15 protein-coding genes are annotated in these 14,106 nt (G+C 41.5%); 8 read left to right on the top strand and 7 right to left on the bottom strand.

What is annotated here, in order from left to right; genetic code table 11:
* Positions 1-660 precede the first annotated feature (660 nt).
* The 5 genes from rpmH to mnmE all read left to right on the top strand — a co-directional run bounded on the left by rpmH (position 661) and on the right by mnmE (position 4,769).
* Complete coding sequence (gene rpmH / locus MST16_RS16955; RefSeq protein WP_000831329.1) at positions 661-795, top strand: 50S ribosomal protein L34; 135 nt, start codon at positions 661-663, stop codon at positions 793-795.
* A 31-nt stretch (positions 796-826) separates the two neighbouring features.
* On the top strand, positions 827-1,219 hold the full coding sequence (rnpA, locus tag MST16_RS16950) for a ribonuclease P protein component (protein ID WP_078189509.1): 393 nt from the start codon (positions 827-829) through the stop codon (positions 1,217-1,219).
* A 9-nt stretch (positions 1,220-1,228) separates the two neighbouring features.
* Complete coding sequence (gene yidD / locus MST16_RS16945) at positions 1,229-1,549, top strand: membrane protein insertion efficiency factor YidD (RefSeq protein ID WP_078189510.1); 321 nt, start codon at positions 1,229-1,231, stop codon at positions 1,547-1,549.
* Between the two features lie 5 nt (positions 1,550-1,554).
* A complete protein-coding gene (gene yidC, locus MST16_RS16940) occupies positions 1,555-3,321 on the top strand; it encodes a membrane protein insertase YidC (RefSeq protein ID WP_180011578.1) in 1,767 nt (588 codons plus the stop codon).
* 92 nt (positions 3,322-3,413) lie between these two features.
* Positions 3,414-4,769 (top strand): tRNA uridine-5-carboxymethylaminomethyl(34) synthesis GTPase MnmE, encoded by a 1,356-nt coding sequence (gene mnmE / locus MST16_RS16935; protein WP_180009134.1) that lies wholly within the window; start codon positions 3,414-3,416, stop codon positions 4,767-4,769.
* 85 nt (positions 4,770-4,854) lie between these two features.
* Here mnmE and MST16_RS16930 read toward each other — a convergent pair whose 3' ends face one another.
* The 3 genes from MST16_RS16930 to MST16_RS16920 all read right to left on the bottom strand — a co-directional run bounded on the left by MST16_RS16930 (position 4,855) and on the right by MST16_RS16920 (position 7,719).
* Positions 4,855-6,033, bottom strand: a complete 1,179-nt coding sequence (locus tag MST16_RS16930) for a hypothetical protein (protein WP_180009136.1) — start codon at positions 6,031-6,033, stop codon at positions 4,855-4,857.
* Positions 6,034-6,161: 128 nt separating this feature from the next.
* On the bottom strand, positions 6,162-7,337 hold the full coding sequence (locus tag MST16_RS16925; protein WP_257222694.1) for an MFS transporter: 1,176 nt from the start codon (positions 7,335-7,337) through the stop codon (positions 6,162-6,164).
* A gap of 115 nt (positions 7,338-7,452) precedes the next feature.
* On the bottom strand, positions 7,453-7,719 hold the full coding sequence (locus tag MST16_RS16920) for a metal/formaldehyde-sensitive transcriptional repressor (protein ID WP_180009138.1): 267 nt from the start codon (positions 7,717-7,719) through the stop codon (positions 7,453-7,455).
* Positions 7,720-7,775: 56 nt separating this feature from the next.
* On the opposite strand from MST16_RS16920, the gene dmeF reads away from it, so the two are divergent.
* Together dmeF and MST16_RS16910 are read left to right on the top strand one after the other, a co-directional pair.
* Positions 7,776-8,732, top strand: coding sequence for a CDF family Co(II)/Ni(II) efflux transporter DmeF (dmeF, locus tag MST16_RS16915; protein ID WP_180092501.1), 957 nt, complete (start codon positions 7,776-7,778; stop codon positions 8,730-8,732).
* A gap of 113 nt (positions 8,733-8,845) precedes the next feature.
* Positions 8,846-9,544, top strand: a complete 699-nt coding sequence (locus MST16_RS16910; RefSeq protein ID WP_180009161.1) for a DsbC family protein — start codon at positions 8,846-8,848, stop codon at positions 9,542-9,544.
* A 79-nt stretch (positions 9,545-9,623) separates the two neighbouring features.
* On the opposite strand, the gene MST16_RS16905 is transcribed toward MST16_RS16910, so the two are convergent.
* The 3 genes from MST16_RS16905 to guaD all read right to left on the bottom strand — a co-directional run bounded on the left by MST16_RS16905 (position 9,624) and on the right by guaD (position 12,130).
* On the bottom strand, positions 9,624-9,881 hold the full coding sequence (locus MST16_RS16905) for a GlsB/YeaQ/YmgE family stress response membrane protein (protein WP_078189516.1): 258 nt from the start codon (positions 9,879-9,881) through the stop codon (positions 9,624-9,626).
* Positions 9,882-10,060: 179 nt separating this feature from the next.
* A complete protein-coding gene (gene hpt / locus MST16_RS16900) occupies positions 10,061-10,588 on the bottom strand; it encodes a hypoxanthine phosphoribosyltransferase (RefSeq protein WP_180009142.1) in 528 nt (175 codons plus the stop codon).
* Between the two features lie 225 nt (positions 10,589-10,813).
* Positions 10,814-12,130: a guanine deaminase gene (gene guaD, locus MST16_RS16895; RefSeq protein ID WP_180009144.1), complete on the bottom strand. Its 1,317-nt coding sequence runs from the start codon at positions 12,128-12,130 to the stop codon at positions 10,814-10,816.
* A 208-nt stretch (positions 12,131-12,338) separates the two neighbouring features.
* Between guaD and MST16_RS16890 the strand changes: the two genes are divergently transcribed.
* On the top strand, positions 12,339-12,953 hold the full coding sequence (locus tag MST16_RS16890) for a nucleotidyltransferase family protein (protein WP_249748283.1): 615 nt from the start codon (positions 12,339-12,341) through the stop codon (positions 12,951-12,953).
* Between the two features lie 66 nt (positions 12,954-13,019).
* On the opposite strand, the gene MST16_RS16885 is transcribed toward MST16_RS16890, so the two are convergent.
* Complete coding sequence (locus MST16_RS16885) at positions 13,020-13,985, bottom strand: TerC family protein (protein WP_078194460.1); 966 nt, start codon at positions 13,983-13,985, stop codon at positions 13,020-13,022.
* Positions 13,986-14,106: the final 121 nt, after the last annotated feature.

Below are 14,106 nucleotides of genomic sequence, written 5' to 3'. Positions count from 1 at the left end.
GTGAAACCCCTATTTCAGTCCATTGTACGTAAAAAAATAATTCAACCCCACCTAAGCGGGCAGCCATTCTAACCATCTTATCCACATCTGTCATGAACAAATCAGTCGAAATCGATCAAAAAAACGCAAATTGAGTTTAAATTTAAATTTAAATCACGTGTGGATAAGTTTATCCGCAAGCTGTGGATAAATTGTAGCACAAAGTTATCCACAAACTATCAAAATTATAAAAACATCGTTATCCACAATGTAATCATTTGTTTTTTAAATCTAAAAATACGTTTTCCACAGAAAATATCAACACTAATAGTAATAAATTTAAATTTTAAAATTTGAATTTATTTATAAGACCGACCCATTCTGGGGATAACTTGATGGTTGGTTTAAATTCAAATTTAAATTCATAAAAACCAATTCACAAATTTGAGGTTGTGGATAAATCTGTGAGTAAACTTGAAGATAACTTAAATAATTAATATATACAATGATTTAGTTTGTGAATATTTTAATTTAAAACTTTCTGACTGATTTCTAATCCTTATATTATCTTGATATATCACAGCCTAGATTTTGAAAGAAAGCGTGTTTTTCATTGACAGCTCAAGCAATGAGCACTAAAATCGCGAACCTTTACTGAAAGATCATTTGTGGAGTTTCGATATGAAACGTACTTTCCAACCTTCTGAGTTGAAACGTAAACGCGTTCATGGTTTCCGTGCTCGCATGGCTACTAAAGCTGGCCGTCAAGTATTAGCGCGTCGTCGTGCAAAAGGTCGTCACAGCTTAACTGTTTAATTTCAGTTAAGACTGTCAAGACTTGGGTGTTATGACAACACTTTACGGCTTTAGCACAGATGTGCGAATACACTGTGCTGCCGATTATAAAAGTGTGTTCGATGGTGCGCTTTTTAAAGTGCATCAACCCCATTTCTTATTTCTAGCAAAAATCTCCGAACAGCCGAATAGCCGTTTGGGTATTGTTGTTGCTAAGAAAAAAGTGCGCCGCGCACATGAAAGAAATCGAGTAAAACGACTTGCACGCGAAAGTTTTCGCCTGCATCAACAGCAGTCTAATGTATTAGATATTGTCGTTATGCCAAAAATGGGCATAGAGGCGGTACCGAATGCAGAGTTGCATCAGCAATTACAATTTGCTTGGCAAAAATTGCAGCGCCTTGCAAATAAGCATAAAAAAATAGCTACCTCCCCACAAGCGTAGAGATGACCAATGGTTCGTTTACTGCATTGGCTCATTCGTTTCTATCAGATTGCGATTAGTCCTTTATTGGGACCACGCTGTCGTTATATTCCAACATGTTCTCAATATTCTTTGGAAGCAGTCCATCAACATGGTGCTGTACGTGGAGTGTGTCTAGCTGTTCAGCGTATTTGCCGTTGTCATCCTTGGGGCGGTTCAGGCTATGATCCTGTTCCATCAAAAGCAATTCGTTTTATTTCATTTCAGCAAATAGATTCTCAAACGCTTCACGTTGCTGTACCCTTTCGTGAACGTTTATTGAACCAAAATCACTCTAACCACTTGGGGTAATACCTATGCAACAATGGGCCAGGATTGCAATTCTAGGGGCCATGTTTGTTGTCGCATATTTGCTCATTTTGGCTTGGCAGAAAGATTATGGAAATGCGGAACAAAAACCTCAGCAAAATGCTGCGGTGGTAACGCATGAAGTATCTGCCGATTTACCAAATGGCCAGACAGCTACGGCTGCTACTGATGTGCCGCAAGCAAATAATGCTGCTACACAACAAACAACAGATGCCACTGCACCTGTTAGTCAACAGTTAATTTCAGTACAAACTGACCTTTACCATCTTTGGATTAATCCAAAGGGTGGCGATATTGTTCGTATTGAATTACTCAATCATGACAAAAATAAAGACAGCGACGAACCGTTTGTAATGCTTGAAAGCGATGCAAAACGGACTTATGTTGCTCAGTCTGGCTTAATTGGTCTTAATGGCCCGGACAGCAATCCGAAAGGACGTCCGACGTATGAGATTGAAAAATCTTCATATACGTTAAATGACGCAAAAACTGTGAAGGGTAAAAATGGCCAAACAGCAAAAGTTTTGTCAGTACCAATGGTTTATAAAACAGCAGATGGTGTAGAGGTTATTAAAACCTTTAACTTCACTGAAGGTGAATACCCTGTTGTCGTGAATCATAAAATCGTGAACCGCAGTGCTCAGAACTGGCAAGGTCAGATGTTTGGTCAGCTTAAACGCGACAACTCTGAAGATCCAGGTAAATCTGATCAAGGTATTTTCACTTTAGGTACATTCCTTGGTGGTGCATGGGGTTCGCCTGAAGAACATTACAACAAACTTAAATTTGCCAACTTCAATGAAGAAAAATTGAATGTTGAAGCAACTGGCGGTTGGGTTGCAATGGTTCAGCATTACTTCGTGAGTGCGTGGATTCCTGGACAGATCAAATTAACGCAAGCCAATGGTCAACCGTATGCTGCGAAACTTGAGTCACGTAAATCTACTGATGATATGAACATTATTCAGTTCACATCGCCTGCAATCAATGTTCCTGCAGGAACTGTGGCAGAAGTAGATGCAACGTTCTATTCAGGTCCAAAAATCCAATCTGAATTGAAAGAATTGGCGGTTGGTTTAAACCAAACTGTAGACTACGGTTGGTTATGGCCTATTGCGAAATTATTATTCGTCGGTCTTGAGTTTTTCCACGGTTTAGTGGGTAACTGGGGTTGGTCAATTATTCTATTGACGATTCTGGTGAAACTGATCTTGTGGCCATTGTCGTCGAAGAGCTACCGCTCTATGGCGAAAATGCGTGTGATTGCACCTGAAATGCAACGCATGAAAGAAGAGTTCGGTGAAGACCGTATGCGCTTCTCGCAAGAAATGATGGCATTGTATAAACGTGAACAAGTGAACCCACTATCAGGTTGCTTGCCGTTATTGCTCCAAATGCCGATCTTCCTTGCTTTGTACTGGGTATTGATGGAATCTGTTGAACTACGTCATGCGCCATGGTTAGGTTGGATTCAAGATTTATCTGCGATGGATCCATGGTTTATTTTGCCGCTATTAATGGGCTTGACCATGTTCATTCAGCAAAGTTTGAACCCACAACCGGCTGATCCAATGCAGGCGAAAGTCTTCAAAATCATGCCAGTGATCTTTACGGTATTTATGTTGTTCTTCCCTGCGGGCCTTGTGCTTTACTGGATCTGTAACAACAGTATTACTATTCTTCAACAAGGTTTGATTAACAAATCTGTTGAAAAAGACCGTTTAAAACGTGAAGCAGCTGACTCAGCAAACTAAGCATTGCTGATGGGCTGAATAAATCCGCTTAAGATGGTAATCTTAGGCGGATTTTTCTTTATCTGTCGTTTGAAAATTTTTAGGTGAATTTTATGTTAAACCGAACCACCATCGCAGCAATTGCCACACCGCCGGGTCGTGGTGGTGTCGGCGTGATTCGCCTGTCTGGTCCCAAATCTTATGCCATTGCAGAAGCATTAACGCAGCAATCCTTACCACAAGCACGTTTTGCTGGTTTCCGTAAGTTTTATGATGCATCGAATGAAATCATGGATGAAGGTTTGGTGATTTGCTTTCCAAATCCGCACTCCTTTACGGGTGAGGATGTGGTGGAGCTTCAAGGTCATGGCGGCCCCGTTATTCAAAATGCATTATTGGCACGGTTACTTGAATTGGGTGCTATTGCTGCAAAAGCGGGCGAATTTTCAATGCGCGCCTTTGAAAATGGCAAAATGGACTTGGTGCAAGCCGAGGCGATTGCTGATCTGATTGATGCCACCTCACAAGCTGCTGCACGTTCAGCGGTACGTTCATTACAAGGTGCTTTTTCGAGCAAGGTCAATACGGTGTTAGAAAAACTTATCCATTTGCGTTTGCATGTGGAAGCAGCGATTGATTTTCCTGAAGAAGAAATCGACTTTTTGGCGGATGGTAAGATTTTGGGCTTATTGGATGAAGTGGCAAGCTCGGTCCATGCTGTGCAGCAATCTGCTCGTCAAGGTCAGCTACTGCGTGAAGGTCTACAAGTGGTGATTGCCGGTAAACCCAATGCAGGTAAGTCTTCTCTACTTAATGCTTTGGCAGGTGTTGAACGTGCGATTGTGACGGATATTGCCGGTACGACACGAGATGTTTTACATGAAAAAATCAGCCTCAATGGTTTGCCGATTACCTTGACCGATACCGCAGGTTTACGTGAAACCGGTGATATCGTCGAAAAAGAAGGGATTCGCCGCGCAATTAAAGAAATTGAGCAAGCTGACTTGTTACTTTTGGTCTATGACTTAAGTCAGGGCGAAGATCCACTGCAATTGGCTCAAGCGTACTTCGCCGATCATATTGAACCGAAGCGTTTGATGCTGATTGGTAATAAATGCGATTTGACGGGATCTACCGCAGAAATTACCGATTTAAACGGTTTTCGACATATTCGTGTTTCGGCTAAACAAGAAACCGGCGTTCAAGCGCTTATTGATGCGATTACAGCGCATGCAGGCTTTCAACCAGAAGAAGATACCTTTATTGCTCGAACACGCCATTTAGACGCAATGAAGCGCACGCAGCGCTATCTTGCAGAAGCACGTGAGCAGTTGGTGGTTTATCATGCGGGTGAGTTGGTAGCCGAGTCTCTACGTTTGGCGCAAAATGCCTTAGGTGAAATTACGGGCGATTTCAGTGCAGATGATCTACTCGGTAAGATTTTTGGATCGTTCTGTATCGGAAAGTAATAAAACGATTGAGCTCCTCATTTCACCTATGGATAGATCCATCCAAAGCACGATGTTCGAAAACATCGTGCTTTTTTGCATGGCTTTAGCGTGGGTTTGAGCCAAAAATGATTTTAAAGATTGTTCTCAGCACATCTTTTATTTTCATCCCATAAAAAGGATTAATTGCTGCTCTTTTCGATACAGCCTCAACTTTGACTTTGAGTGTTGCATAGTCTGGAAATTGTTGCTGTTGCGAGGATTTTTCGACCGCTGACAAAATATCAATTAAAAATGCACGATTAATTTTTGAACTTAATGGAATGGATTGATACCACTGTTTTTCAAAGCGACGATCTAAAAAGATATCGGGAATTTCGGGGCTAGTGGCATAAAACATGGCTTTGGTGCGCATACATTTACTGCATTGACCACAATTTTTTGGTCGAGCCCTATAGTCCACACAGATCGACAGGGTTTGTAAATCTAAGTCCCATTGGCTTAGAAGTGCGGTTTTTTGTGATCGCGTGACATCATCGTCGAGGGTGATTAAGACCCCGGATCGGTTCTTCATCAATCGGTTGGATGCCGTATTTGAGCCATAGGGATGAACGAATAATTGTTGATCTAAACGGTAATCGGCTGAAATTCGATATTGCTGGTAATGTTCAAAAATCGAAGCGCAGGAAAACAGCGAAAAGATATGTGTGACATGCGAACCTTTAGGGTTACAGCCATATTTACTGTACAGCGTGTAAGCATCGGTTTTTACCACGCGACTTTGCTTAAAAACTTGGCTTCTAAAGTCATGGGTCTGATCCATTAAGGCCTGAAATTTTTTATGGTCATCAAATTTATAATCCATTCCATGCACAGTGAGACAATCAGAGTCTTGCCCATTTTCAAGAAAAGCTTTGTATGTACTATAAGTGGAGTCAATCCCACCGCTAAAAAAGCTTAAATTTTGAGTGGGTTGGTTTGCCGGTGGTGTTTGGATAATCGATGCAGCACTGAGCATGACTGGTTGATATAAATCAGGTAACCAAGCGGCCCAGACCGTTGAAACCTCCCGTGCGGAGTGGAGGGTTTGTATTGAAATAGGTCCTTCTACATGCAGCGGGATGCCAAGGCGCATGGCAATGGGTAAAAAGCCCCAAACGATAAAATCATAGGTTTCTAATTGCGGTAAGGATTCAAACGGTAAAATATAGTGAATATTCCCGTATTTGCTGCTGGCGATGATTTGATTTTCCGCAGTGTTAATTTGACATTGAATTTTTAGCATTTTTTTAAATTTTTGAATCACATCACACAAGATCTTAATTTAATTTGATTGATTTTTATAGGGTTTCTTAATTGCTTTTGGGTTTAAGAAGCACCCAATACAAGATGCTTCTTGAATAAGTTCAATGGTTAATTGGTGTTCAGACTGCGGTGCCAAAACAATAAGCCGATACACAATAAGCCTACGCCAATACAAAAACCTAAAACACCGACCATTAAGCCGAAATGATCAGATAAATAGCCGGCTGCAATAATTGGAATAATGGTGCCTAGATATCCAATAAATAAATAGGTCGAGATCACCGCAGCACGGTTTTGATTGTTGGTCATTTGATGAACTAAGCCAAATGCGCCTAAAAGCCCCAGACCATGCCCGACACCGACTAAAACATCGCTAATAAAAAACAATGCGCTCCAATGTTGGGTCATACATAGGGCAAGGAGCGCATAGCTCAGTATTAACACTATTAAGCCGGCATTGACACATTTTGCAGAAGGAATCGATTTCGCCATAAATTGCACGACAGCGGAAACCAGCAAGATACTTGCAATGGCACTACCACTGACCAAAGGGCCATGCCATGGGATTGCATCTTTGACGAAAGAGGGTGCGAGTGATGCAAATAAGCTAAAAGAGCCAAAGGCACAAAAGGCAGTTAGTCCGGCGATATAAAATCGTGAATGATCACGCTTTTCAGGCAATTCCAAATGTGGTGCCACTGAAAAAGGCTGTGGCTCAAAGTTCGGTGTGCGAATAAAAAACAACCCAATTAGACATGCCAAACCCCCAAAGATCACAGGGATATAAGGGGTGACTAAAGGCTGTTCCGAAAATTGGGCAATCACCCCACCAATAAATGGGCCAAGACCAAAACCAATCACGGTAATGATTGAACTCAGCTGCGGTGCATTATTTTTATGCTGTTCAGGAATGGTATAGACCAAGCCAAGCATGGCTGAGGTGCTAATTAAACCCGAGGCAATCCCGATAATAAAGCGCCCGATAGATAACCACAGTGCATTACTGGCAAACACTGATAAGCTTAAACCTAAGATGATGCACGCCATACCGATTTGCAGGGTTCTTAAAAAACCAAAACTGTTACTGGTACGACCTAAAAACAGCAAGGTCGCTAGGCAACCAAACATGTAGGCAACAAAGATATAGGTGATATGACTCGGCAGCAGTCCCCAAAGTTGTTGATAAATGGGATACAGAGGACTAGCTAGCGCTGTACCAATAGTGCCCATACAGAGTGCAAGGCTCACCATGATAAACGGTCGCCAAGAGGGAGATGTGGTCATTTTAAAGTCGCAGAGGTACAGCCAATAGGGTCAATATTGTGCTGTATGAGAAAGAAGAATATATGGACTCAGTTTAATGCCGATTGTTTTCCATGGTCAAATCACAGTTGTAACGTTATCCATAGCGTTTAAGCAGTTTTACAAATTCTTCCAGTTCTGCTTCATTGATTTCAACATCTTGAGGCAATACATGATGGCGTAAATGTGCTTCGATTAATTCATTCATTAATCCATTTACAGCACCTTTGATGGCCGCAACCTGTTGTAATACCTCAATACACCCTGCTTCGGGTTGCTGTAAAGCCAGTTCAACCGCATTGACCTGACCTTGTAGACGTTTAACCCGATTTAAAATCTTTTTGTCCTGATGTAAATGACTCAACACTTTCTCCAGAAAATAAATATACTATGGGGGAGTATATTTAAGCATAGAACCTAATGAAAACTTCCCCATCCATCCGAATTCATCATCATCAATTTGATGAAGGTAATCCACTCGCACAAAAACGGATCTTAATTGCCACTATTTTAACGGCAGTCATGATGTTGTTAGAAGTTATTGGCGGATGGATTTTTAATTCGATGGCATTATTGGCAGATGGTTGGCATATGAGTTCACATATGTTGGCATTAGGCTTGGCCTATTTTGCCTATCGTGCGGCACGCCACTATGCCCAAGACACTCGTTTTAGCTTTGGGACTTGGAAAATTGAAATTTTGGCAGGCTATAGCAGCGCGATATTATTGATGGTTGTTGCTGCATTTATGGCTTTTCATTCGGTGGAACGCTTATTCAACCCGGTCCAAATTCATTATAACGAAGCAATCCCTATTGCGATTTTAGGTCTGGTGGTGAACTTGATCTGTGCTTGGTTATTGCATGATGACCATCACCATCACCATCACCATCACCATCACCATCACCATCATGAGCATAGCCATGAGGAGCAGCATGATCATCATCACGACCTCAATCAGAAAGCAGCCTTCATGCATGTGGTTGCTGATGCGGTGACTTCTGTGTTGGCGATTGTGGCCTTATTTGCCGGAAAATGGATGGGCTGGGGTTTTTTAGATGCGCTATTGGGGATTGTCGGTGCAGTTCTAGTTGGCAAATGGGCCATTGGCTTGATGAAAGAAACTGGACAAACATTACTGGATGCGGAAATGGATCACCCTGTCGTTGATGAGATTCGAGAAGTTTTAATGCAATTGCCTGTCGACGTCGATGTGACCGATTTACATGTGTGGAAAGTGGGTAAAGGTCAGTTTTCGTGTATTGTGGCCTTAGAAACCAGTCAGGCATTGAGCGCAGATGAAGTGCGTCAAGCGCTGTCGATTCATGAAGAAATTGTACATGTGTCTGTTGAAATTAATTCACCTGATGCAGCTTAATATGTTCCACGTGAAACGGCATGTAGCTATTGCGTAATGAACTGAAAAAAGCCCAAGACTTTCACGTGTTAAGGCTTAGAATGCTGAATCAATTAAATGTTGAAGTTCGGTCTATGTTGAAAAAAATATGTGCGTTGGCGTTGAGTACCACCCTTTCGACTTTTGCTTTGGCAGATGCAGCACAGGTTCAAAAGCTCTTGGCAGAAAAGCACCCCAGTTTAAAAATTGAAAATATTCAAAGTACAGAAATGCCGGGCATATATAGCGGTTTTGTTGAAGATCAAGTTTTGTATTTGAGTGAAAATGCGGATTATGTGATCGCAGGTTCTATGATCCGTTTAAAAGATCAAAAGAATCTGACCAAACAATTGATCCTCGGTCAGCAAAAAACTGAGTGGAATAAACTTCCATTACAAGATGCGATTAAAACAGTCAGGGGGAATGGGAAGCGCCAAATCGCGATCTTTTCTGACCCAAATTGCCCATATTGTAAGAAGCTTGAAGTAGAACTGGCAAAACTCAATGATGTGACCATTTATACTTTTGTCACAGCGATAAAACCGCAGTCGTTGGCGCCATCTAAGCAGATTTTTTGTGAGTCAAACCCTGTTATGGCCTGGGATAATTTAATCAATAAGGGAATTCAACCGAAGTCAGCGAAAAGTTGTGCAAACCCCATTGATCGAAATTTAAAATTAGCTAAAAGCTTAAAACTAAGTGGTACACCGGGAATCGTATTTGCCAATGGTTCGATCTTAACCGGTGCTTACCCTGCTGCTGAATTAGAATCGATGTTAAAAGAGATCAAATAATTTCAGCTGTACGTCATGAATAAAATATAAATAAAAAAATACCCGTCTACAGGCGGGTATTTTAATGGTGCTATAAAAATTAGACGCGGGTTTTTTTCGTTACAAGGTTATAGATAAACAACACGATGATCGCACCAATGACGGAAGCGATAAATCCTGCAGCAGAATTTTCTCCATATAGACCTAATAAACGTCCGCCATAGGTCGCAAGTAAGGAACCTGCAATCCCGAGAATGGTGGTCATGATGAAACCGGCTTTGTCATCTCCAGGATGGATCGCACGTGCAATTAAACCAGCAATAAAACCAACAACAATCGCAACAATGAGTGACCACATAGTAACTCTCCTTTTGTTATCATGTATTTGTTTTTTACGACTTGTTCAATCTTTATCTTTAATCAAAACTGCGCAGAGCTATAGCCTAAACATGCAAAAAACTGTTGTTTTTTTGTTCAAAATAGCCCAAAAAATAAAAAAAAAGTGGCCTTCGGCCACTCTTAAGTATCTGATCTGGCTTAGAGACCAATTTCGCCAATAAATGGAATATGACGATATTTTTGATCATAGTCCAAACCATAACCCACGATAAATTTATCTTCGACTTCAAAACCTAAAAATTTTACATCGAGGTCAATTTCACGACGTGAAGGCTTGCTGACCAAAGTACAAAGCTCGATTGAGTTTGGATTACGCGTCTGTAAAATTTCTAAAACTTTGCTTAAGGTATTGCCTGAATCGATAATATCTTCAACCACCAAGACATCTTTATCTTTAATGTCGCCGTCTAAATCTTTTAAGATTTTTACATCACGAGTAGATACGGTCCCACCGCCATAACTTGAAACGGTCATGAAATCGAGTTCATGCGGTTTTGAAATCGCGCGGCAAAGGTCAGCCATAAAAATAACGGAACCACGTAATAGACCGATTAACACCAACTCTTTGCCGCTGTTAGCATAGTGTGCATCAATTTTTGCGCCAAGCTCTTTCACTTTAGCTTGAATTTCTTCAGTGGAAATCAGTACGCTCATTTGAACAGACATGGGTAGATACCTAAAAAAGCAAATCAAAAAAATAAAAAAGGTGTTGACTTGCAACACCTCTAAAGATGAACCAATTTTAATACATCTGGCTCGCAGATGCATCTTTTTTGCCGTTGAAAATGTAATCAGTTTTTCTTGAAAGTGCTGTCACGCTTGAGTAAGCACAAACAAGCGACGGCAATCAGTCCAATTTTCAACGTTGTTTTTCCTCTCGGTCGAGCCGTTTTATGCTTTGACATAAGCACATTGTCCAAACACATAGGTGGCATGGATATTACGATCATCCCCCATCAGCATCAGGGCAAATAAAGCATCTTCCAGATTTTTGGCACGTTGTTGACGTAGGGCTTGTAGCGCAGTGGCTTTTAAATCGAGTACCACAAAATCTGCTTCTTTGCCTAAATCAAAGTTTCCAAGTTTGTCCTGTAGGTCTAAGGCTTTTGCTCCCCCTAACGTGGCATGGTACAGCGCTTCAAATGCGGACAGTTTATCGCCTTGAAGTTGTTGAACTTTGTAGGCTTCATTGATGATTTGTAGTTGGTTAAATGAGGTGCCTGCACCAATGTCTGTGCCTAAGCCGACTTTCACCTGTTTTTCCCATGTTTTCTTTAATGGAAATAAACCACTGCCTAAGAACAAATTCGAGGTTGGACAAAACGCAATGGCAGAGTTGGTCTGATGCATACAGTCCCATTCAGCATCTTCCAAATGCACACAGTGTGCAAACACGGAACGTGATCCGGTCAGACCATAATGATGATAAACGTCTAAATAGCCGTTTTGCTCAGGGAATAATGATTTGACCCACGCAATTTCATTTTTATTTTCACTCAAATGCGTATGTACATAAACATCAGGATACTCGGCTTTTAGCTCCCCTGCCCGTGCCAATTGTTCAGGCGTTGAGGTTGGGGCAAAGCGAGGCGTGATGGCATAAAGGTTACGGCCCTTGCCATGCCACTTTTCGATGAGTGCTTTGGAGTCGTTATAGCCACTCTCTGCAGTGTCACATAATGCTTCAGGTGCATGTCGATCCATCATCACTTTACCGGCAATTAAGCGCATCTGATGCTGTTCTGCAGCCTTAAATAAAGCATCGACCGATTGTGGATGAACGGTACAAAAAACCAAGGCTGTTGTGGTTCCGTTTTTGAGTAACTCGTTTACGAAGAACTGTGCAATTTGCTCTGCATAAGCCGGATCTTCAAATTGGATTTCGGTTGGGAAGGTATAAGTATCAAGCCATTCCAGCAGTTGTTCACCATAAGCCCCCATCATTTCCGTTTGTGGATAATGGATGTGGGTGTCGATGAAACCCGGAACAATCAATTGATCTGGATAATGCTGTACGTCAACCTGATCTGGGAGATGGTGTTGTCCCTCAGACCATGGACCGAACCATTGAATTTTTCCGGCTTGCGTAATCAGCAAACCATCTTCGAAATAGCGCACTTGGTCGTGAATTTCACGTGCTTGGGCAACTGTATTCTGAATATCTAGAAAGCGACCACGGATCGCTGTAGATGCGATAACAGAAGACATGACATACCTGCAGTTTAGAATTTTTTCGGTTGATTGTAGCTTAATTTGGCTAGAAAAGGCGTTGTTGTAATTAGAGGATCATGTTCTAAAATATCGAACAGCCATTAATGTATGTCGAGAGCATGTCATTTTTTCAAAGCGATTGATTAAATCAATGCGCTTGTGTCAGGCTAAATCGAATCAAAGAATAGAATTCAACCGTGTATCTATGTCCCATCCAATGCATCCTGTGAATCAATCACAGCTTGAAGCCACTTATGTTGAGCGCTTGCAGCAACTGATTCAGCAACATGACGGCATCATGTCTATTTTAAAGCAGCTTTATTTGGTGGATGCCAGTGCGTATATTGCCGCAGGTGTCATTCGAAATATGCTGTGGTCAGTGCTACACCAACACAGCTATACACTGTCCCATACTGAGGTGGATATTATATTTTATGATGCTGAGGATAACGGTGCTCATAGTGATCAGATCCAAAAAGAAATGCAGTCTTTCTTTCCATTGATACAGTGGGATGTGACCAACCAAGCTTTGGTGCATCATTGGTATCGTTTAGACAATGGTGATTCTATTTTGCCCATAACATCGATTTCCCATGCCCTTTCTTTGTGGGTTGAAACTGCAACGGCTGTTGCCGTCCGTTTAAATGAGCTTGATCAAGTAGAAATCGTGGCACCATTTGGACTAGCTGATTTATTTGAATTAAAACTGCGTTGGAATTCAACCTTAGTTAGTCGAGCGACTTTTTTGCAACGTATAGAAGAGAAACAATTTTTACAACGTTGGCCGAAACTCAAACTCTTGATGACGCCTGAAGCTTAGTTCATGGCTTTGTTACAAAATAAATAAAAGCCTTCTCGAAAGAAGGCTTTTATTTATCTAAGCGTTTTATAACGTGGTTTGATGGTACTTCTTACTGTGTCGGATTGATAACCATGCAGTAATGGTTAAGGTCACCACAATAAAACCGAGTGAAATCCAAATTGGCATGTGGAACACATCGAGCAATAGCATCTTAGCGCCAATAAACACGAGGATAATGCCCAGACCATATGGTAAGTAATGCATTTTCGATGCAGCACCTGACAAGAGGAAGAACATTGCACGTAGACCTAAAATCGCCATTAAGTTTGCCGTCAGTACAATGAATGGGTCAGAGGTAACCGCAAAGATCGCTGGGATTGAGTCAACCGCAAAAATGACGTCCGATGCTTCAACCAAGATCAACACTAAAAAGAGCGGCGTTGCCCATAAGACACCATTTTGACGAACAAAGAATTTATCTTCATGCATCTGAGGGGTAATACGCATGTGTTTACGTAGCCACTTCAAAATCGCCATATCTTCGATATCTTTATCTTCTTCGTCTTGGCCTTTAAGGAATTTAAAGCCGGTATACACTAGGAATGCACCGAAGATGTACAGCACCCAAGAGAATTCTTGAACGAACCATGCCCCAATAAAAATAAAGATAGTACGGAGTACAATTGCGCCGAGTACACCGTAGAGCAATAGTTTGCGCTGCAAAGCAGGTGGAATGGCGAAGGCAGCAAAGATCATGAGCCAGACAAAAACGTTATCAATTGCGAGTGATTTTTCGAGCAGATAACCAGCGAAATATTCCATGACTTTGGTGTTTGCAACAGCGACACCAGCGGTTTGCTGTAAGTAGAGCCACAATGCACCACCGAATAAGGTAGCCACAGAGACCCATGCAATACTCCAATAGGCAGCGGTTTTGACTTTGATTTCTTGGCCTTTGTTATTTTTAAAGCCTAAAAAGTCGATGAGTAGCATGATGGTGACTAAACCGAAAAATGCCAGATATAGCCATAAAGAGCCAATCGTTTCCATGTGTATTCTCCACATCTAACAACCAGCCATAAAAAAACCTCGACCAGTTGCCAGACGAAATAAAACGCCTGAGACAACATGATCAAGGTCTTGCCTACATCGTACTGTAATGATTTTCAGC

Source organism: Acinetobacter sp. YH16040_T, assembly GCF_024605785.1.
Taxonomy (GTDB): domain Bacteria; phylum Pseudomonadota; class Gammaproteobacteria; order Pseudomonadales; family Moraxellaceae; genus Acinetobacter; species Acinetobacter amyesii.
The sequence above is the reverse complement of the archived record's forward strand: the minus strand, read 5'-3'. Positions and strand labels throughout refer to the sequence as shown.